The following is an 18,251-nucleotide window of genomic DNA, read 5'->3' on the forward strand; positions in this document are numbered from 1 at the left end:
TAAATCATGTTAAAGGGGATGAAACGATGCCAACATTTAAAGGCAATACCGTTACACTGCAAGGGAACCCGGTCAAAGTCGGAGATACGGCACCGGACTTTACAGCGCTCACGACGGCACTTGAAGAAGTGACGCTCGCGTCATACCCAGGCAAGAAATTGATTAGTGTCGTTCCATCGATCGACACAGGTGTCTGTGACACGCAAACACGTGCCTTCAACGAGAAGGCGGCATCGCTCGGGGGAACCGTCTTGACGGTGTCGAACGACTTGCCGTTCGCGCAACGTCGCTGGTGTGCGGCGTCAGGCCTTGATAATGTCATCATGTTATCGGACCACCGCGACCAATCGTTCGCAAAATCGTATGGCGTATTGATGGAAGAGCTCCGTCTACTCGCACGCTCGGTATTCGTCGTGGACTCGGCTGGTACGGTCCAGTACGTTCAGTACATGGAAGAGATGACAGAGGAAGTCGATTTCGACGCGGCACTCGAGGCGTTTGACGCTGCGAACTGATTCGCTTGGCGAAACGACCACGAATCGCTTACACTAATAGAAGTGAACCGACCGGCTCTCCACAAGAGGGCCGGTTTTGTATGGAAAGGATGATCGAAGATGGAACGATTTGAACAACTGTATCGCGATTGGAAGAAAGAAGCGAAGAAGCTGACGACCGACCTTGACCTGTTGCCGCTCGAGGCATTGATTGAAGTGTTTGAGCGTGTCGATGTCGAACAGGAGAAGACGGATGATGTCCGCAAAGCCGTCAGTCTGCTCGTCCTCGAGGAAACGACGACGCTCCCGCCGAACCACCAGCCGACGCCAGACGCCGTCAGCCTGTTCATAGGGTACTTGGCGACGAAGCTCGTCAAAGACGGGGCGAACGTGCTCGAACTCGGCAGCGGGACGGGCACTCTCGTCCACGCCGTGTTGACGCAATTGAAAGATGCCACCGCGCAGGCGGTCGAAGTCGATGAGACGATGCTTCGTCTGTCGTACGCGATCAGCAACTTGCTCGGCAAACCGGTGTCGTATTTCCATCAAGACGCACTCGCACCGCTATTCGTCGAACCGAGCGACTTGGCGCTCGTCGATTTACCGATCGGTTATTATCCGAACGACGACATGGCGTCAAGCTATGCCTTGAAACGGAACGAAGGCCATTCCTACTCGCACTTCTTGTTGATCGAGCAGGCGATGCGTCATTTGAAACCAGGCGGTCACGGGGTCTTTGTCATTCCGAACAATTTGTTTGAACAGGATGACGAAGGGAAATTAAAACAGTGGATGGACCGCGAGGCCGTTGTCAAAGGTGTTCTTCAATTGCCGACGACGATGTTCAAAGATGAGCGGTATGCGAAAAGCCTCTTGATGTTGCAAAAGCTTGGGGAAGGCGTCAAACGCCCGAAACAGGCACTCCTCGTCGAGTTGCCATCGTTCACGGACGTGCGCGCTGTTGCCAATATTGTGAAACAGATTGACGATTGGTTTAAAACAACATAATTTTTATTGGGCAAAAGACTTGAAAAACATATGCCATATCAAGTATCTTCATTATGATACAGTTATCGGTTTTTAAGAGAACAGATAAAGACTCGTGTTTAAATCGAAAGGTAAGAGGTGTATGACATGACAAAAATTATGGCAGTCAACGCAGGTAGTTCGTCATTAAAGTTCCAACTTCTCGAGATGCCATCTGAGAAGTTGCTCGCCGTCGGGCTCGTCGAGCGTGTCGGGAAAGAAGATGCGATCTTCACGATTAAATATGGCGAAGGACAAAAGTTCCATATCGTCACGCCGCTTCATTCACATAAAGAAGCGGTCGAGCTCTCGCTCGAAAAATTGATCGACCTTGATATCATCCAGTCGTTCGATGAAATCGCTGGCGTCGGTCACCGTGTCCTTCACGGAAAAGAGTTGTACGCGGATTCGGTCGTCATCGACGATGAAGTCATGGCGAACATCGAATCATTCGTCGAACTTGGACCGCTCCACATCCCGCCAAACTTGACGGGGATTCGTGCGTTCCAAACGATTTTACCGAACGTGCCGCAAGTTGCGGTCTTCGACACGGCGTTCCACCAGTCGATGCCGGAAGAGAACTTCTTGTACAGCCTTCCATACGAGTACTACACGGAGCACGGCGTCCGGAAGTACGGTTTCCACGGAACGAGCCACAAGTACGTCACGCAACGTGCGGCTGAACTTCTCGGCCGTCCGCTTGAAGACCTTCGTTTAATCTCGTGCCACCTCGGTAGCGGTGCGTCAATCGCAGCGGTTGCCGGCGGTCGTTCGATCGATACGACGATGGGCTTCACGCCACTCGAAGGAATTACGATGGGAACGCGCTCGGGATCGCTTGACCCGGCCCTTATTCCGTTCTTGATGCAAAAGACAGGCAAGTCAGCTGAAGACGTATTGAACGTCATGAACAAAGAGTCAGGTGTTTACGGTCTCTCGGGTATCTCGAGTGACTTGCGTGACATCGAGCAGGCAGCGGCTGAAGGCAACCACCGTGCCGAAGTCTCGCTCAAAATCTTCTCAAACCGTATCCATGGCTACATCGGTCAATATGCGGCAGAGATGAACGGTGTCGATGCGATCATCTTCACAGCTGGTGTCGGAGAAAACTCTGACGTCATCCGTGAGCGCATCCTTCGTGGCCTTGAGTTCATGGGCGTCTACTGGGACCCATCGCTCAACAACGGAGCACGCGGTAAAGAGTTGTTCATCAACTACCCGCACTCACCGGTCAAAGTCATCATCATCCCGACGAATGAAGAATTGGTCATCGCGCGCGATACTGTTCGCGTCGCCAACCTTGTCGAGTCACACGTTTAATTTGTTGCAGCGTCCGTTCCGGATTTATACGGGACGGGCTTTTTTTAGTGCTTTTGTCATAATTCATATGACGTTGGACGCAGTATAAAATTTGCTTTTGTAACAATCGGCAGAAGAAAACAACGGTTACGTAACAATCAAGTCATATTAATTCCTTTAATTGGGAATTAATATGACGAAACATAAAGTTTTTTATTCAAGCCGTCATCTTTCCTTAAAAGATGGCGGTTTTGTAATACAACCGTAACTTTGATGACACTCAAATGAATTTTAGTTGTAAACGCACGGTCATACGATTCGTCATATAGTTATCTGGACGAAACATTCGGTAATCGATTCGACATGTTTCAACTGGAACAGCACCACAGATTCGACAACACGAACTTACAACTAACAAACCGACTAGGAGAGGACAAACCACATGCTCAAAAAAATTGGAACGGTCTTACTACTGACGGTCATGACACTCGCTATGCTCTTACCCCAACAACAAGTTGAGGCGTCTTCAAAGGTTTACGTACAAAGCCAGGTCAACGGATTGAACGTCCGCTCGGCAGGGACGCTCAGCGGTAAAGTGATTGGGAAAATCAATAAAGGACAACAACTTCAGCGTACCGGCTCAAAAGGAGCTTGGATTCGCGTCAACTACAAAGGCAAGGCAGGTTGGATCGCTACAAAGTACTTACGCACCGTGAAGAAAACGGTCGCGAAGGCTAGTGTGAAAACATATACGATGAACGCATCGGCATACACACCGTATTGCAAAGGATGCTCAGGCGTGACAGCACTAGGTTGGAACGTACGGGCACAAAAACGTAATGTCATCGCTGTCGACCCACGCGTTATCCCGCTTGGTAAAAAAGTACAAGTATACGTCAGTGGAAAGTTAATGGGCACATACACAGCGGCTGACACAGGCGGCGCCATCAAAGGAAACAAAATCGACATCCTGATGTACTCGCAGAGTTCAGCTCTCAAATTCGGTCGTAAGACGGTTACTGTCAAGGTGTTATAATACGTGAACGAAGGGCCATCGCATTTGCGGTGGTCCTTTTTTGATGCGCTGAAACGAATTCCACCGATGGGAATCGAGGGGTGACGCTTTAAGAAGAAGGAAATTGAATGGTTATCGAGAAAATCATATGCAGGTTGAAAGGGGGGAGTTGACGTGGAGAAGACTTACGACACGTTGGTCTCATATGTGAAGGCTATTCAGCATTTGAATCAAAGCAGTGCCGCCGCGCTGCTAATCCTGCAAGACAATCGCATCGTATTCGAACAGTATGACGGATTCCATTCGAATCATGATACAAAAGTCGTTGACGTCAATTCGATGTTCAACGTCGCTTCGGCCCGGAAAAGTTATTTAGGGCTGGCGATTGCCTATGTGTTGTTTGAGGGCAAGATTCGGCATCTTGATGATTTGGTCTCTGATTATTTTGACGAGTGTGACGCGGACACGTTTCGAGGGACGACGATTCGGCATGTGGTCACGCACTCACACGGATTGAACCGGGATGAGGCGGGTGTGGTATTTCGGGAGTTCGAGGCGGGTAAAGGATGGGCATATCGGGGCGTGAACGTCGAAATCGTGACGGATTTGTTTAAACGGTTGTATGGATATGACTTCACGCACTTATTGAGAGAGCGGGTGTTTCGGCCGATGGGACTCTCGCGGACGGAATGGGCGACTGACGCGGCACCGAGTCTCGTCAAAGTCGTGGACGATCCTGACGAGGAAGCGTCGTATAAGTTGTATCCATTTGATGATGGGATGGGGTCGAACCTACATTCGACTGCGCGAGAATTTGCAGCATGGGGCAATCTTCATTTAAATAACGGACGGCATCACGGCGTTCAGATTGTGCCGGAAGAAGTGATTCGTATCGCGACATCGATTCAAAGTCCGGCATATCCCAACTCAACGTTCCCGACGAACGGGCTGTTCTGGTATGTCCAAGGCGAGCCGAAAGCGTGGAGCGAACTAGGGGAGGCTGTACCGGCAGGATCGTATCAAATCCTCGGGAACACCGGGCCGTTGCTATTGGTCATTCCCGCCTATCGAGCCGTCGTCGTCAGGATGTATAATAAGCGCTATAACTATGGGGGCGACCGATACCTCGATTATCTTCGCGAGTTCAGTGATCTGGCGGCTGAGACGGTTCGGTCGACTAACGACCCGATGCCATAAGCGACTCCACACGAAAGGGCCAACGCATGCGCGCTGGCCCTTGATTCATTATTGGCGAACGATGAGGACGTCACACTTCGAGTAGCGGACGATGCTTTCAGAGACGCTACCGATGAAGAAGCGTTCGACGGCGTTCAATCCGGTCGCTCCACAGATGATGAGATCAATGTCGTGATTCGGTGCAATCTTTTTAGCGATCGTCACTTTCGGAGAACCATACTCGATGACCGTCTCCACTTCTTTGACGCCCCGTTCTTTCGCGCGATTGACGTAGTCCTCGAGCAGTTCTTTCGCATACGTTTCAGCACGCTCGGTAATCGTCCGGTCATACGCTTCAACCGTGGCGAATGTCCGTGTATCGATGACGTGACCGATATACAGTTTGCCATCGTTTCGAAGTGCAACGTCGATTGCTGTTTCAAATGCACGTTCGGCCTCTTTCGAGCCGTCGACGGCAGATAGGATATGTTTGTAGACAATTGCCATGTAAATCCCAACCTTTCGCTTGAAATGTACGTGCGGCTTACATGTATAGTATACCACTTCTCTTGAAATTCACGCCCGGTTCTTTCAGAAATGTGTGAAATTTTCACAACTTTCTGATGGGACAGGTTGAAGTTTGGAAATGGACGACCGGAACGGGTAAGATGATACAGAGGAGGGATGACGATGAAACATGTAGTCATCACGGCCGGTGCGAAAGGGATTGGCCGCATTGTGACGGAACGATTATTGGAGGAAGGTTGGCACGTCAGCGTATTGCAGCGGAAGCCGATCGATTGGGAACATGAACGGTTACATATGGTCGAGGCCCCGTTGACGGACCGCGAGGCTGTCTTGAACGGCTATGAAGAGGCAGTGGCCAAATTTGGAGAGCCAGATGCGCTCATCTTGAACGCCGGACCATACATCTTTGAACGGAAGTGTCTCGTCGATTTATCGGACGAGGAATGGGACGAAGTCATCACCGGCAACTTGTCGGCCTCGTTTTGGTTGATGCGTCGGGCCATCCCGAGCATGCGGGCGAAACGGTTCGGTCGCATCATCACGTACGGATTCCCGGAAAGTGGGACGGCGCCTGGTTGGATTCATCGGTCGGCGTTCGCGGCCGCCAAAACAGGTCTCGTCAGTTTAACGAAATCGGTCGCGCTCGAGGAAGCGGCGTACGGCATCACGGCCAACATGATTAACCCGGGTAATATCGTCGGGGCGCAAAAAGAGATGCGAATCGAATCGGCCGAACCGGACGACCAGACGCCGGTCGGACGACACGGGACGGGCGAGGACATCGCCCGCATGATTCTCTTCCTGCTCGCTCGTGATTCCGATATGGTCACAGGTGCCGTCATCGATGTGACCGGCGGCGTTAACGTCGTCCATCAATATCGTAAATAAGGAGGGAACCACATGAGATTGGCCATCTTGACCGATATCCACGGGAACGCCCAAGCGCTCGATGCGGTGCTGGCCGAGCTTGACCGCCAGCAGGTCGACGAGATTTGGAGTTTGGGCGATATGATTGCGATGGGTCCCGACTCGAACGAAGTGATGGCACGTCTGCTCGACCGCGGGGTACACATGATTACCGGTAACCACGATGAGGCGGTGCTCTCACTTTTGGAAGGAAAAGGGCACCCTGAAAGCTATGTCCACACGAAACCGCACCATGAGTGGGTGGCGCGCACGCTGAAACCCGCCTATGCGGATGCGCTGTTCAAGTTGCCACGCACCATCGAACGCGATGTCAAGGGTACGCGGGTGTATGGCATCCATTATCATATTCCGACTGAGAAGCGGGGCGTGCCAATCACCGAGGAGCCGTTCCATGACATCGTCGAGGCGACGCTTTCGAACATGCAGTCGCTGTACGGGGCGTATGAGGCGGACGTCATCTGCTTCGGTCATCATCATCCGGAGCACATGTTCCGGGATGAGGCGAAACACTATTTCAACCCCGGTGCGCTCGGTGTCGCTCGTGACGACTTGGCCCGTTATGGCGTCCTCGAATGGGATGAGACGGGGTTCGCCATCCATCCGCGGTCAGTCCGTTATGACAAGCGGGCGTTTCTTGAAGCGATGGAGCGGCATGACGTGCCGCAACGTGACGTCATGTTCCGACTGTTCTATTGACCATGACAAAGACCAGCCGCGCGCGGCTGGTCTTTGTTTGTGACTCAATTGATTTCTTGAAGCGCCTTCGGATAACTCGTCAACAAAATCGGACCGCTCTCGGTCATGACGATATCGTCCTCGATCCGGACACCGCCGACACCTGGGAGGTAAATCCCTGGTTCAACGGTGAACGTCATCCCGACTTGGGCCGTCATATCATTGTTGGCAGCCATCGACGGGAATTCGTGTACTTCGATGCCGAGTCCGTGCCCGACGCGATGCGTGAAGTACTCGCCGTAGCCGGCCGACGTGATGACTTGGCGGGCCGCGATATCGATCGAGCCGAGCGTCGTGCCGACGTTCGCCATCTCGATGGCGGCTTCTTCGGCCTTGAGGACGGTCTCGTAAATCTCACGTTGCTTCGTACTCGCTTCACCGTATACGACGGTACGTGTGATATCCGAGGCATATCCTTGCCAAATGACACCGAGGTCGAATAAGGCGAAGTCACCTTTCTTCAGGCGGTTGTTGCCAGGCACGCCATGCGGGTCGGCGCTGTTCTCACCGAACAAGACGAGCGTGTCGAACGACATCTCGCGGACACCTTGTTTCTTCATCGCATATTCGATTTCGGCGATGACCTCGAGCTCGGTCACACCTTCACGTAAAACGCGAATGCCGGCTTCAATCGCCATATCGGCGAGTTCGGCGGCACGTTTCATCAAACGGACCTCGTCCGGTGACTTAATCATGCGAAGCGCCTGCAGCTCTTCCGTCAAATCGATAATCGACAGACCGGCAAAGCCGGCGCGGAGCTGTTCGACACGGTTGTACGTCAAGTGCTCACCTTCGATCCCGATGCGCTCGGGGATAATCTGTTGGTCGAGGAACAGTTTGACGACTTTGTCCCATGGATTTTCGTGGTCCATGTACGTGACGATATCGCCGTTCCAGTCGCTCGCCTCGACGATTCCTTTTTCAAGTGCCGGACAGACGAGAGCGGTCGTGCCGTTCTTCAAGACGAGGATGGCGATGAGCCGCTCATGCGCCTCGGCGTATACTCCCGAAAAGTAAAAGACCGATGCTTTCGACGTGACGAAAGCGGCGTCTAACCCTTTAGTGGCCAAAGATTGTGCAATATGGTTGGTTCGTTGATTCAACTCGTTTCCCTTCCTTCTCGTTCATTGGCGTTCTGTCTCATTATACCGTTTTCCAAAACGGAAAGGAAATGTCACATTTTCAGTAGTACAGTTTGAAGAAGAACGACTGATACAGTATACTGAGGATGACAGAAAATGTATTGAGGAAAGGGACTCGTGACATGACAACAAAACATGAACAGATCATAGCACATATCGAGTCGCTCGATGTCGGATCTAAAATTTCGGTCCGCCAAATCGCGAAAGAATTGGCGGTATCAGAAGGAACGGCGTATCGGGCCATCAAAGAAGCGGAGAATCTAGGCTTCGTCTCGACGATTGAACGGGTCGGCACCATTCGCATCAAGCGTAAACATAAAGAGAATATCGAGAAGCTGACGTTCGCGGAAGTCGTCAATATCGTCGACGGGCAAGTGCTCGGTGGCCGGGACGGCCTCCATAAGACGCTCTCGAAGTTCGTCATCGGGGCGATGAAGCTCGAGGCGATGATGCGGTATATCGACGTCGACTCGCTCGTCATCATCGGAAACCGGGAGAAGGCGCATGAGCTCGTGCTCCAGTCCGGCGGCGCCGTGTTGATCACGGGGGGATTCGACACGACCGATGAAGTGAAACGGATGGCCGATAAGTATCACATGCCGGTCATCTCGACGTCGTATGACAGTTTCACCGTCGCGACGATGATCAACCGGGCCATCTATGACCGCTTGATCAAAAAAGAGATTCTACTCGTGTCGGATATCGTCATCCCGTTGCACGACACGTTCTATTTGAAAGTCGACGATACGGTCAAACGGTGGCACGAACTGAACGAACGGACGAAACATAACCGCTATCCCGTCATCGACGAGCAGATGAAAGTCGTCGGTGTCATCACGGCGAAAGACTTGCTCGACCGGCCGCATGACACGGAAATCGAGAAAGTGATGACGAAGAGCCCGATCACGGTCGGCGTTCAGACGAGCGTCACGAACGCGGCCCACCAAATGGTATGGGAAGGCATCGAGATGCTGCCGGTCGTCGACAACTATGGCCGGCTGCTCGGCATCATCAGCCGCCAAGACGTGTTGAAGGCGCTCCAGCTCGCCAACCGTCAACCGCAAGTCGGCGAGACGTTCGACAATATGATCACGAACCAGTTGAAGGAGGACCCGACCTCGAACGGGACGGCGTTCACCGTCGAAGTCGCTCCGCAGATGACGAGCCATATGGGGACGGCCTCGTCAGGGGTGTTGACGACGCTGCTCGTCGAAGGAGCGACTCGGAGTCTGCGTCACATGAAAAAAGGCGACCTCGTCGTCGAGAATATCACGGTCTACTTTATGAAGCCGATTCAAATCGAGAGTCAAATCCGCGTCTCGGCCAACGTATTCGACCTGGGTCGAAAGTTTGGGAAAGTCGATGTCGAGATGACGCAAGGGACGCAACTCGTCGCCAAGGCGCTCGTCACGGCCCAACTGATCGACCGGTAACAAAAAACGAGCTGATGCCATCATCAGCTCGTTTCTGTTTCATTTATGATTGGTTGATTGGCTCTTCGCTAGCGAGCGGATAAATTTTGCGGTAGCGGATGAAGCCGACGATGGCGTTGCCGACACCTAAGACGAGCATGGCGATGCTGACGATCCAACCGATGGTCGAGCCGAGCCCGAGCCCGCCGATCATTTGGTTGACAGCGAAGAGTGCGAGAAACATACTCAGCCAGATGAGCGCTTGCGTGTTGAACAGCGCTTTCCGGTACGGTGTCTTCGTCAAGTAAGCGCGTCGTTTAGACACGAAATAGGCACCTAACGAAAACAGAATGAGTCCGATCATAACTAATTGACCCAAGTGAAGAAACCCCTTTCAGACGTGTAATCTGTTATCATCATACCATAGAATAGTGTTCAAGAAAGCGAGGAATGGCAATGGCACATTGGCCAGAGGCAGCAACGATATTAAAACTGATTGAGGCGGCGGACACGATTATGATTCACCGACACGTCCGTCCCGACCCCGACGCGCTCGGGAGTCAGCTCGGACTAAAGCGGATTCTTGAAGTCGCGTATCCCGAAAAAAAAATCTATGTCGTCGGAGGTATCGTCCGCGATTTAGAATTTTTAGGGAAGATGGAGCATGTCGAGCCCGAGATGTATCAACAGGCGCTCGTCATCGTGCTCGACACGGCCAACCAGGAACGGATTGATGGACCGCACGCCTTGACCGGGAAAACAGTCGTCAAGATTGACCACCACCCGGACGAGGATGCATATGCGACACATCAAATCGTCGACACGACGGTCAGTTCAACCTCAGAGATGATCGCTGAACTTGCGGGGATTTGGGGGCTAGAACTTGACGAGGCGTCCGCCTTCCTATTGTTCGCCGGCATCGTCGGCGACACGGGCCGCTTCCAGTTCCGCAACGCGACGCCGCGCACGTTCCAAATCGCGTCCGACTTGATCGGGTATGGCATCGACACGAATCGACTATATCGTCAAATGTATAAGACGAACTTGGCGACGTTACAACTCCAAGGCTATGTGCTACAAAACGTCAACGTGACCGAGGCTGGCGTCGGATACGTTAAAATCGATGCCGACGTCTTGCGCACGTTCCATGCGACACCGGAAGCGGCATCGTTGCTCGTCAACAGCTTCTCAGGACTCGAGGGCTTGAAGTGTTGGGTCATGTTCGTCGAGAACAAGGACGAGATTCGCGTTCGGATCCGTTCGAAAGGACCGGTCATCAATGAAGTCGCGAAGCGCTATCGCGGCGGCGGACATCCGATGGCAGCCGGTGCCACAATCGATCAATGGGAAGAGATGGACGAGGTGATTGCAGCGCTCGATGAGGTCGCGGCCCCGTTCACGTTCGAAACTGAAGAGAGCTGACCCGTTGGTCAGCTCTCTTCAGCGTTTATCCTGTTCTTGTGGAATGAACCACGTCCCGCGGTCGGTCACATCCTCGACGACATCGAGTTGATACTCGGCGATGTAGCGGCGGAGCCGGTCGATAATCTCCGGACTGTCGGCGAAGACGGTCTGACCGTTCTGCAAATTCTCTAACTTGTCACGTGCGATTTTACCCCGATTAATAATCATACGGTTTATACCCCCTTTTAGGAGAAGTTTTGTCTATAATTATTGTATCAGACAAGTGCCAAAATGAGTTTGACAATTGTGAAAAAAGAAAGGGGGACTCTTGTGATCCACTTGAATGTACGATCTGCCTATAGCTTGATGCAAAGTACGATTCGGCTCGAACAGTATGTCGCCCAGATGGCCGAACGGGGAAGTCGAGCGGTCGCCTTGGCCGACGATGCGTTGTACGGCTTGCCGCAGTTCGTCCGATTATGTGAACGTTACGCGGTCAAGCCCGTCATCGGGTTACGGACGACGTTGCGGATGGATGGATTCGACGTCTCCGTCCTCGTCTATGCGTTGAACGATGAACAAGTGCCCGAACTATACCGCATCGTCCAGGCCGACGGCTTGACCGAAGCGACCGAACTGGCGGTGCTCGTGTTGCCGGAGAACTGGAAAGCGAACGACCCGGTCCACCGCCGGCGCCTCTATAACCATTTGCTCGGTTATGTGAATGAAGACCGACTATGGCTCGGGTTGCCGGCACCCCAGACGACGGAACAGACGCTCATGCTCCGTCAGTTGCGTGAGATGCGTGACGAACTGGGGACGCGGCTCGTCCCGGCCCCGGACACGTGTTATATGCGACCGGAGGATTTCGAGGCGTATCGCGCCATCGTCGCCATCGGCAAAGGTGAACTCATCTCGCAAGAAGACGTGCATCGAAAAGGGAAGTACGTGCGGCTGCCGAGCGAGATGAACGATTGGTTCGATCCGATTGAACTCGAGGCGTTAAATCAGTTCGAATCCCTCGTCTCGGTCACGCGCTTGCCGGAAGCGACCTCGTCCATCCCCGAGATTGAACATGCGGTCGACCGGCTGACACGTCTCGTCGCCGAACGATTGAAGGCGCTCGACTTATTCCAAGAAGAATATATCGAACGGGCCCGCTATGAACTCGACGTCATCGCGCGGACCGGTTTCGCCTCATACTTCCTCATCGTCGAGGATATCGTCCGGTACGCCAGGGAGCAAGGCATCGAGGTCGGTCCGGGGCGGGGGTCTGCGGCCGGCTCGCTCGTCAGTTTTGCGCTTCAGATCACCGAGGTTGACCCGGTCCGGTTCGAGCTGTTGTTCGAACGCTTCTTGAACCCGGAACGAATCACGATGCCGGATATCGATTTAGACTTCGAGGACGAACGGCGCGACGAGGTCGTCCGCTATGTCCTCGACAAATACGGGGCCAATCATGCCGCCCAAATCGGGACGCTCGCGACGTTCGGAGCAAAAGCGGCGCTGCGTGACGTCGCGCGGGCGCTCGGGCTGACACTCGAAGAAGGGCAGGCCGCCAGCAAACAAGTGAAAGACGATGGGTTGGCCGGAATCATGGCCAATCCGACGAAGATGAAATGGTTCGCCGGCAGTCAGAAGCGATCGCAACTGTTACACATCGCCGCCCAACTCGAAGGCTTGCCGCGGCAAGCCTCGGTCCACGCGGCCGGTCTCGTGCTCAGTCGCGATGCGCTCGATGAGGTCACTCCGTTACAGCCGACGGCAGGGGAACAAGTGACCCAATATAATATGAAGGATCTCGAAGCGCTCGGCCTCTTGAAAATCGATTTGCTCGGCCTGCGTAACTTGACGAGACTCCGACAGATGGAGACGCTCATTCGCGAGACGGACGAACTGTTCTCGCTGAAGACGATTCCGTTGAATGACGCCAAGACGTTGCGGGTGCTCGCCCGCGGCGACACGGACGGGATTTTCCAGTTCGAGTCGGAAGGGATGAAACAAGCACTCCGACAAGTGAAGCCGACCGCGTTCGAGGATATCGTCGTCACGATGTCGCTCTATCGTCCGGGCCCGATGCAGTTTATCGACACGTATGCGAAGCGAAAGCATGGCATGCCGTACCAGCCGGTCCATCCGGTCGTCGGGGAGATTATGCGGACGACGAACGGCGTGCTCGTCTATCAGGAGCAAGTCATGCGCCTGTTACGAGAACTTGCGGGCTACTCGTATGCCGAGGCCGATTTGATTCGCCGTGCCATCGCCAAGAAAGATGTGGCGGCCATCGACGTCGAGAAGAGCCGCTTCTTGGAACGTTCGTCGGAGCGGTTCGACGATGACTCGATGCGGCAAGTGTTCTCGTGGATTGAAAAGTTCGCCGGCTACGGGTTCAACCGTTCGCACGCGGTGGCCTATAGCTTGATCAGTTATCGCTTGGCTTTCGTGAAGGCGCACTTCGAGCGGATTTTTTATCTCGTCACGTACGACAAGACGAACCAACTCGTTCGCATGCTGCGGAAAGGGAAAATTCCTGTCTATCCGCCTGACGTCTTGCATGGTCAAGCTGGTGCCTTTTTAGAAGGTCCGGGTGTCCGGCTCGGGTTGAAGGCGGTCCAAGGCTTGACGAAACGGGACGTCGAGCGTTTGATTGAACACCATACCGAATTCACCGACGTGAAACGTCTGCTCGAACTGATGGAATGGGGTTCGAAAGACCAACCGAAGTTGCGGCGCCTACTTGGAGCCGGTGCCCTCGACCGCATGTATCACGGGGATCGCCGCCGGGCGTTCGAGGCGGTCGAACGGCTTCGGGAAGAGACGGAGACGCATCTGCTCCCGGATGAGCTGTCCGCACTCGGCTTGAAGCGCTCGGCACCAATCGAGCCGAACTGGTCCGAAGAAGAACGGGAAGCGCTCGGGACGTGGATTGTCCACTCGCCCTTGACGACGGTCGCGCCGCTCTCGATTGAGACGGTGACGATTGATGAAGTGTTGAACGGCGAACGCGGATTCATCGTCGTCTACGTCGATGCGATTCGTACGTTCAAGACGAAAAAGAATGAAGAGATGGGTGTCGTCATGGTCGATGACGGCGTCTCGCAAGACGAGGTCGTTATTTTCCCGCGCGTGTTCGCCCAATTTTCTCGTTCGCTCTACGTCGGGAACGTCCTCTTGCTCGAGGTCCATCCGAATGAACGCGACGGACGTCGCCAACTCGTCGTCGAACGCGTCCGCCCGCTCCACGGTCAAGCGCTGTTCGTCCGGTTGCGTCTGGAGTCGTTCGCCGACTTAGAAGAGCTATTGCGGACGGCGCCGGGGGATGTCCCTGTCATTTGCCGGTTCTCTGATTCAAAAGAAGTGAAACAACTCGCCTCGACGTATGCGGTCAACCCGACCGAAGCCTTGTTGCACGGATTGCGGCAGCGGTTCGGCGATACGGATGTCGTGTTGAAACGGGTCGACACGAAATTGCCCGGCGCGAGAACTAGTACCAAGTCATAAAAAGTGGTATAATCTGTTTAATTGGTCTGACCACTTTAGAGATAATGCCATTCAAAAGGGAGTTGAACGGTCAGATGCATGGAAAACACGCGTCCTCTTTTCACGAAAACATTTCTAAAATCAGAACGTTAATCGTCCAGGCCGCACTCGAGCCGGGCGACCGTCTCCCGTCAGAACGGGAACTCGCTGAAACGTTGTCCATCAGCCGTGCCTCTGTCCGCGAAGCGTTGCGGGCTCTCAGCTTCCTTGGGATTGTCGAGACGAAGCACGGCGGCGGCACGTTTTTGTGCGAACAGGATCGGCACCGTTACATTGAGATTTTGTCAGAGTTCATCGTCACGAAACAGACGAAGGCGTCGGACATCGTTGACATGTTACGTTTGCTCGAGCGCTTGGCGTTGACCGAGGTCGAACCGACCCCGGAACGCATCGCCTTGCTCGAGTCGAGCGTCGAAACGGACCGTGCCTTTCGGCAGAACCTCATCTTCGGATTAAAGAATGAACTGTTCATTCGAATCTGGAGCGAAGTGAACCGATTTTATGACGGCACGGACGCGGGCGACTTATATACGGAAGACGAACGTAGACGATTGTTGGAGATGTGGCGTGGGGCGGGGATGCCGGAATGAACGAGGGGGAAGCGATGACTGCTTTTTTCAAAAAACCGAAACGATATATGCCATTGCGTCAACGAGAACCAAAGATTGATGCACCACAGGGCTTGATGACGAAATGTCCATCTTGTAAATATATGCATTACACGAAACAGTTGAACGAGAATCATAAAGTGTGTGATTGCGGCTACCATTTCCCGCTCAGTGCAGATGAGCGGATTCACATGTTGGTCGACAGCGGGTCGTTTGAAAAATTTGCGGGACCACTCGTCAAAGAGAACCCACTTGATTTTCCAGATTATGAAGATAAATTGAAAAAAGACAGGGAGCGAACTGGGATTGAGGAAGCGATTGTCTGCGGTCGTGCCACGATTGACGGGTTACCCGTCGTCGTCTGCGTCATGGATGCCCGTTTCCGTATGGGCTCGATGGGCGCCTACGTCGGAGAAGCGATCGCCTCGGCGGTCCGGACCGCGACGAAAGACGGGTTGCCGGTCGTCCTGTTCACGGCCTCGGGTGGTGCCCGCATGCAAGAAGGCATGGTCAGCTTGATGCAGATGGCCAATACGTCAATCGCCTTGAAAGAACATGACGAGGCGGGTCTATTGTATGTCGCCTATTTGACGCATCCGACAACAGGTGGTGTGTCGGCCAGTTTCGCGATGCTCGGTGATGTGAACGTCGCCGAACCTGGAGCTTTAATCGGCTTTGCCGGTCGTCGTATCATCGAACAGACGATTCGTGAAAAATTGCCAGACAACTTCCAAACTGCCGAGTTTCTATTAGAAGCGGGCCAACTGGACGCCGTCGTTCATCGTGAACAGATGCGTTCGTTCCTGAAGCAGATGATCGAATTACACGGCGGGGGGGTCCATCATGTTTGATCCAATCAAAGAAGTGAATGAACAGCTCGGGAAGTTGCGCGAGACGGCGGAAACGAAAGGAATCGATTTATCCCGTGAGATTCGTCACCTTGAAGCGAAGCTTCATCGATTAGAAAAAGACATTTATGGGAATATGAAACCGTGGGATCGCGTGCAGCTGGCGCGAAATCCGAAACGGCCGACGACGCTCGATTATATCGATCGCCTGTTCCCGGATTTCATCGAGTTGCACGGTGACCGTCACGGCTATGATGACGCTGCGATTGTAGCGGGATTGGCCACACTCGACGGCGTCCCGGTGACGATTATCGGTCACCAACGTGGACGCAACACGAAAGAGAATATGAAACGGAATTTTGGGATGCCACATCCAGAAGGTTACCGCAAAGCGCTTCGTTTCATGAAGCAAGCGGAGAAGTTCAATCGTCCGGTCATCACGTTCATCGATACAAAAGGCGCCTACCCAGGGAAAGCGGCCGAAGAGCGTGGACAAAGCGAGGCGATTGCGCGCAACTTGTTCGAAATGGCGACGTTGAAAGTTCCGATTATCTCGATTGTCATCGGGGAAGGCGGATCGGGCGGGGCGCTCGGGATTGGTGTTTGCGACCGGTTGCTCATGCTCGAGAACAGCACGTACTCGGTCATTTCACCAGAAGGCGCGGCTGCCCTGCTTTGGAAAGACGCGAAACTCGCGGAACGCGCGGCGGAAACGATGAAGATTACGGCGCAAGATTTGTTGAAACTAGGGATTGTCGATGAAGTCGTCACCGAGGTGTTCGGTGGGGCGCATATCGATGTGTCATTACAGTCATCACTCTTAAAGCCTGTATTAGCACAACACGTGACTGAGTTGCGAGACCGGACTCAAAACGAGTTGTTGCAAGGGCGCGCTGCCAAATATCATGAAATTGGCACAATTGGCTCGTGAAAACGTTAACAATCGCTTTACGTTCACGTTAATTCACTCACGGTTTGACTGCTTTTGAGCACACCCCATGCTTTTTTTTCACATACTTGTGTTGTAAAACAAAGGTCAGACATGGTATTTTATTTTCAGATTTCGTTAAAACACATAAGAGGTGAGTGACGTGAATTTAAAACGTATTGCGGTATTGACAAGTGGGGGAGACGCCCCTGGTATGAACGCTGCAGTCCGTGCCGTGACCCGAAAAGCGATTTTCGAAGGTCTAGAAGTGTACGGTGTGTATAACGGCTATCAAGGTCTAATCGAAGGCGATCTCGTTGAATTGAACCTCGGTTCTGTCGGTGATATCATCCAACGCGGAGGAACATTCTTACGTTCTGCCCGTTGCCCTGAGTTTAGAACGGAAGAGGGCCGTGCCAAAGCGGTCGAGCAATTGAAGAAATTCAATATCGACGCACTAGTCGTTGTGGGTGGAGACGGTTCTTACCGTGGTGCCCAGAAGTTGACGGAACTTGGATTCCCGACCATCGGCCTTCCAGGAACAATCGACAACGATATCCCAGGAACGGACGCGACAATCGGGTTCGATACGGCGCTCAATACGGCGCTGGACGCGATTGATAAAATCCGTGACACGGCGTCGTCGCATGAGCGGACGTACGTCATCGAAGTAATGGGTCGTGATGCAGGTGACATCGCATTGTATGCCGGTCTTGCCGGTGGTGCCGAGTCAATCCTCGTCCCAGAACGTCCAGAAGATTTGAGTGCCATCGTTGACCGCATCAATCATGGTGTGGCGCGCGGGAAGAAACACTCGATCGTCGTTGTCGCTGAAGGCGCAGGCAGTGCCGAAGAAATCGGAAAAATGATCGCTGAGAAGACAAACTCAGAGACGCGTGTGACGATTCTTGGACACATCCAACGCGGCGGTTCCCCAACTGCTGCTGACCGTGTGCTTGCGAGCCGCATGGGTGCTTATGCCGTCGAGATTCTACTCGAAGGTAAAGCCGGACGTGTCGTCGGTATTCGTGGTGGCAAGATGATGGATCTCGATATCGATGAAGCGCTTGACCATAACAAACACACGATTGATATGCAGTTGATCGATTTGTCGAACCAACTTTCGATTTAACGAGTAGCAGTGAATTCCACAGAGACGGGATCAGGTC

18 protein-coding genes are annotated in these 18,251 nt (G+C 53.3%); 14 read left to right on the forward strand and 4 right to left on the reverse strand.

Going from position 1 to position 18,251, the window contains the following annotated elements; genetic code table 11:
- Nucleotides 1-26 precede the first annotated feature (26 nt).
- The 5 genes from tpx (at nucleotide 27) to KNP83_RS04290 (ending at nucleotide 5,031) form a co-directional block, all read left to right on the forward strand.
- Nucleotides 27-515, forward strand: coding sequence for a thiol peroxidase (gene tpx, locus KNP83_RS04270; RefSeq protein ID WP_214760839.1), 489 nt, complete (start codon nucleotides 27-29; stop codon nucleotides 513-515).
- Between the two features lie 99 nt (nucleotides 516-614).
- Complete coding sequence (locus KNP83_RS04275) at nucleotides 615-1,502, forward strand: class I SAM-dependent methyltransferase (RefSeq protein ID WP_214760841.1); 888 nt, start codon at nucleotides 615-617, stop codon at nucleotides 1,500-1,502.
- Between the two features lie 126 nt (nucleotides 1,503-1,628).
- Nucleotides 1,629-2,840, forward strand: coding sequence for an acetate kinase (locus KNP83_RS04280; protein WP_214760843.1), 1,212 nt, complete (start codon nucleotides 1,629-1,631; stop codon nucleotides 2,838-2,840).
- Nucleotides 2,841-3,261: 421 nt separating this feature from the next.
- Nucleotides 3,262-3,855 carry a 3D domain-containing protein gene (locus tag KNP83_RS04285; RefSeq protein WP_214760845.1) on the forward strand — a complete coding sequence of 198 codons (594 nt, stop codon included), beginning with the start codon at nucleotides 3,262-3,264 and terminating at the stop codon, nucleotides 3,853-3,855.
- Nucleotides 3,856-4,008: 153 nt separating this feature from the next.
- Nucleotides 4,009-5,031: a serine hydrolase domain-containing protein gene (locus KNP83_RS04290; protein ID WP_214760847.1), complete on the forward strand. Its 1,023-nt coding sequence runs from the start codon at nucleotides 4,009-4,011 to the stop codon at nucleotides 5,029-5,031.
- 48 nt (nucleotides 5,032-5,079) lie between these two features.
- Here the strand turns inward: KNP83_RS04290 and KNP83_RS04295 are convergent, their stop codons facing one another.
- Nucleotides 5,080-5,517 (reverse strand): universal stress protein, encoded by a 438-nt coding sequence (locus KNP83_RS04295; RefSeq protein WP_021065608.1) that lies wholly within the window; start codon nucleotides 5,515-5,517, stop codon nucleotides 5,080-5,082.
- Nucleotides 5,518-5,700: 183 nt separating this feature from the next.
- Here KNP83_RS04295 and KNP83_RS04300 point away from each other — a divergent pair, with 183 nt between their 5' ends.
- On the forward strand, nucleotides 5,701-6,426 hold the full coding sequence (locus tag KNP83_RS04300; protein ID WP_214760849.1) for an SDR family oxidoreductase: 726 nt from the start codon (nucleotides 5,701-5,703) through the stop codon (nucleotides 6,424-6,426).
- Nucleotides 6,427-6,438: 12 nt separating this feature from the next.
- Nucleotides 6,439-7,161, forward strand: coding sequence for a metallophosphoesterase family protein (locus KNP83_RS04305; RefSeq protein WP_214760851.1), 723 nt, complete (start codon nucleotides 6,439-6,441; stop codon nucleotides 7,159-7,161).
- A 44-nt stretch (nucleotides 7,162-7,205) separates the two neighbouring features.
- Here KNP83_RS04305 and KNP83_RS04310 read toward each other — a convergent pair whose 3' ends face one another.
- Nucleotides 7,206-8,303, reverse strand: coding sequence for a M24 family metallopeptidase (locus tag KNP83_RS04310; protein WP_214760853.1), 1,098 nt, complete (start codon nucleotides 8,301-8,303; stop codon nucleotides 7,206-7,208).
- A gap of 161 nt (nucleotides 8,304-8,464) precedes the next feature.
- Between KNP83_RS04310 and KNP83_RS04315 the strand changes: the two genes are divergently transcribed.
- Entirely contained in the window at nucleotides 8,465-9,775 is a 1,311-nt protein-coding gene (locus tag KNP83_RS04315; RefSeq protein ID WP_214760855.1) for a DRTGG domain-containing protein, read from the forward strand.
- Nucleotides 9,776-9,818: 43 nt separating this feature from the next.
- On the opposite strand, the gene KNP83_RS04320 is transcribed toward KNP83_RS04315, so the two are convergent.
- A complete protein-coding gene (locus KNP83_RS04320) occupies nucleotides 9,819-10,133 on the reverse strand; it encodes a YtpI family protein (protein ID WP_251139179.1) in 315 nt (104 codons plus the stop codon).
- Between the two features lie 77 nt (nucleotides 10,134-10,210).
- On the opposite strand from KNP83_RS04320, the gene KNP83_RS04325 reads away from it, so the two are divergent.
- Nucleotides 10,211-11,176 carry a DHH family phosphoesterase gene (locus tag KNP83_RS04325; RefSeq protein WP_214760857.1) on the forward strand — a complete coding sequence of 322 codons (966 nt, stop codon included), beginning with the start codon at nucleotides 10,211-10,213 and terminating at the stop codon, nucleotides 11,174-11,176.
- Nucleotides 11,177-11,194: 18 nt separating this feature from the next.
- Here KNP83_RS04325 and KNP83_RS04330 read toward each other — a convergent pair whose 3' ends face one another.
- Complete coding sequence (locus KNP83_RS04330) at nucleotides 11,195-11,386, reverse strand: YtzJ family protein (RefSeq protein ID WP_214760859.1); 192 nt, start codon at nucleotides 11,384-11,386, stop codon at nucleotides 11,195-11,197.
- Nucleotides 11,387-11,488: 102 nt separating this feature from the next.
- On the opposite strand from KNP83_RS04330, the gene dnaE reads away from it, so the two are divergent.
- The 5 genes from dnaE (at nucleotide 11,489) to pfkA (ending at nucleotide 18,214) form a co-directional block, all read left to right on the forward strand.
- On the forward strand, nucleotides 11,489-14,659 hold the full coding sequence (dnaE, locus tag KNP83_RS04335; RefSeq protein ID WP_353048510.1) for a DNA polymerase III subunit alpha: 3,171 nt from the start codon (nucleotides 11,489-11,491) through the stop codon (nucleotides 14,657-14,659).
- A gap of 74 nt (nucleotides 14,660-14,733) precedes the next feature.
- The gene (locus KNP83_RS04340) at nucleotides 14,734-15,288 is read left to right on the forward strand and encodes a FadR/GntR family transcriptional regulator (RefSeq protein ID WP_021065617.1); all 555 of its coding nucleotides are present in this window, start codon (nucleotides 14,734-14,736) and stop codon (nucleotides 15,286-15,288) included.
- A gap of 14 nt (nucleotides 15,289-15,302) precedes the next feature.
- Nucleotides 15,303-16,157: an acetyl-CoA carboxylase, carboxyltransferase subunit beta gene (gene accD / locus KNP83_RS04345; RefSeq protein ID WP_214760864.1), complete on the forward strand. Its 855-nt coding sequence runs from the start codon at nucleotides 15,303-15,305 to the stop codon at nucleotides 16,155-16,157.
- The gene (locus KNP83_RS04350) at nucleotides 16,150-17,085 is read left to right on the forward strand and encodes an acetyl-CoA carboxylase carboxyltransferase subunit alpha (protein ID WP_214760867.1); all 936 of its coding nucleotides are present in this window, start codon (nucleotides 16,150-16,152) and stop codon (nucleotides 17,083-17,085) included. The genes accD and KNP83_RS04350 overlap by 8 nt, the downstream gene beginning before the upstream one ends.
- 160 nt (nucleotides 17,086-17,245) lie before the next feature.
- A complete protein-coding gene (pfkA, locus tag KNP83_RS04355) occupies nucleotides 17,246-18,214 on the forward strand; it encodes a 6-phosphofructokinase (protein WP_214753413.1) in 969 nt (322 codons plus the stop codon).
- Nucleotides 18,215-18,251 lie beyond the last annotated feature (37 nt).

The sequence above is a fragment of the Exiguobacterium sp. s146 genome (genome assembly GCF_018618415.1).
GTDB lineage: Bacteria > Bacillota > Bacilli > Exiguobacteriales > Exiguobacteriaceae > Exiguobacterium.

Bases quoted from the DNA above. Each gene is read 5' to 3' on its own strand.
- tpx (WP_214760839.1), top strand. From the start codon at position 27: ATGCCAACATTTAAAGGCAATACCGTTACACTGCAAGGGAACCCGGTC.
- KNP83_RS04275 (WP_214760841.1), top strand. From the start codon at position 615: ATGGAACGATTTGAACAACTGTATCGCGATTGGAAGAAAGAAGCGAAG.
- KNP83_RS04280 (WP_214760843.1), top strand. From the start codon at position 1,629: ATGACAAAAATTATGGCAGTCAACGCAGGTAGTTCGTCATTAAAGTTC.
- KNP83_RS04285 (WP_214760845.1), top strand. From the start codon at position 3,262: ATGCTCAAAAAAATTGGAACGGTCTTACTACTGACGGTCATGACACTC.
- KNP83_RS04295 (WP_021065608.1), bottom strand. From the start codon at position 5,517: ATGGCAATTGTCTACAAACATATCCTATCTGCCGTCGACGGCTCGAAA.
- KNP83_RS04300 (WP_214760849.1), top strand. From the start codon at position 5,701: ATGAAACATGTAGTCATCACGGCCGGTGCGAAAGGGATTGGCCGCATT.
- KNP83_RS04305 (WP_214760851.1), top strand. From the start codon at position 6,439: ATGAGATTGGCCATCTTGACCGATATCCACGGGAACGCCCAAGCGCTC.
- KNP83_RS04315 (WP_214760855.1), top strand. From the start codon at position 8,465: ATGACAACAAAACATGAACAGATCATAGCACATATCGAGTCGCTCGAT.
- KNP83_RS04325 (WP_214760857.1), top strand. From the start codon at position 10,211: ATGGCACATTGGCCAGAGGCAGCAACGATATTAAAACTGATTGAGGCG.
- KNP83_RS04330 (WP_214760859.1), bottom strand. From the start codon at position 11,386: ATGATTATTAATCGGGGTAAAATCGCACGTGACAAGTTAGAGAATTTG.
- KNP83_RS04340 (WP_021065617.1), top strand. From the start codon at position 14,734: ATGCATGGAAAACACGCGTCCTCTTTTCACGAAAACATTTCTAAAATC.
- accD (WP_214760864.1), top strand. From the start codon at position 15,303: ATGACTGCTTTTTTCAAAAAACCGAAACGATATATGCCATTGCGTCAA.
- KNP83_RS04350 (WP_214760867.1), top strand. From the start codon at position 16,150: ATGTTTGATCCAATCAAAGAAGTGAATGAACAGCTCGGGAAGTTGCGC.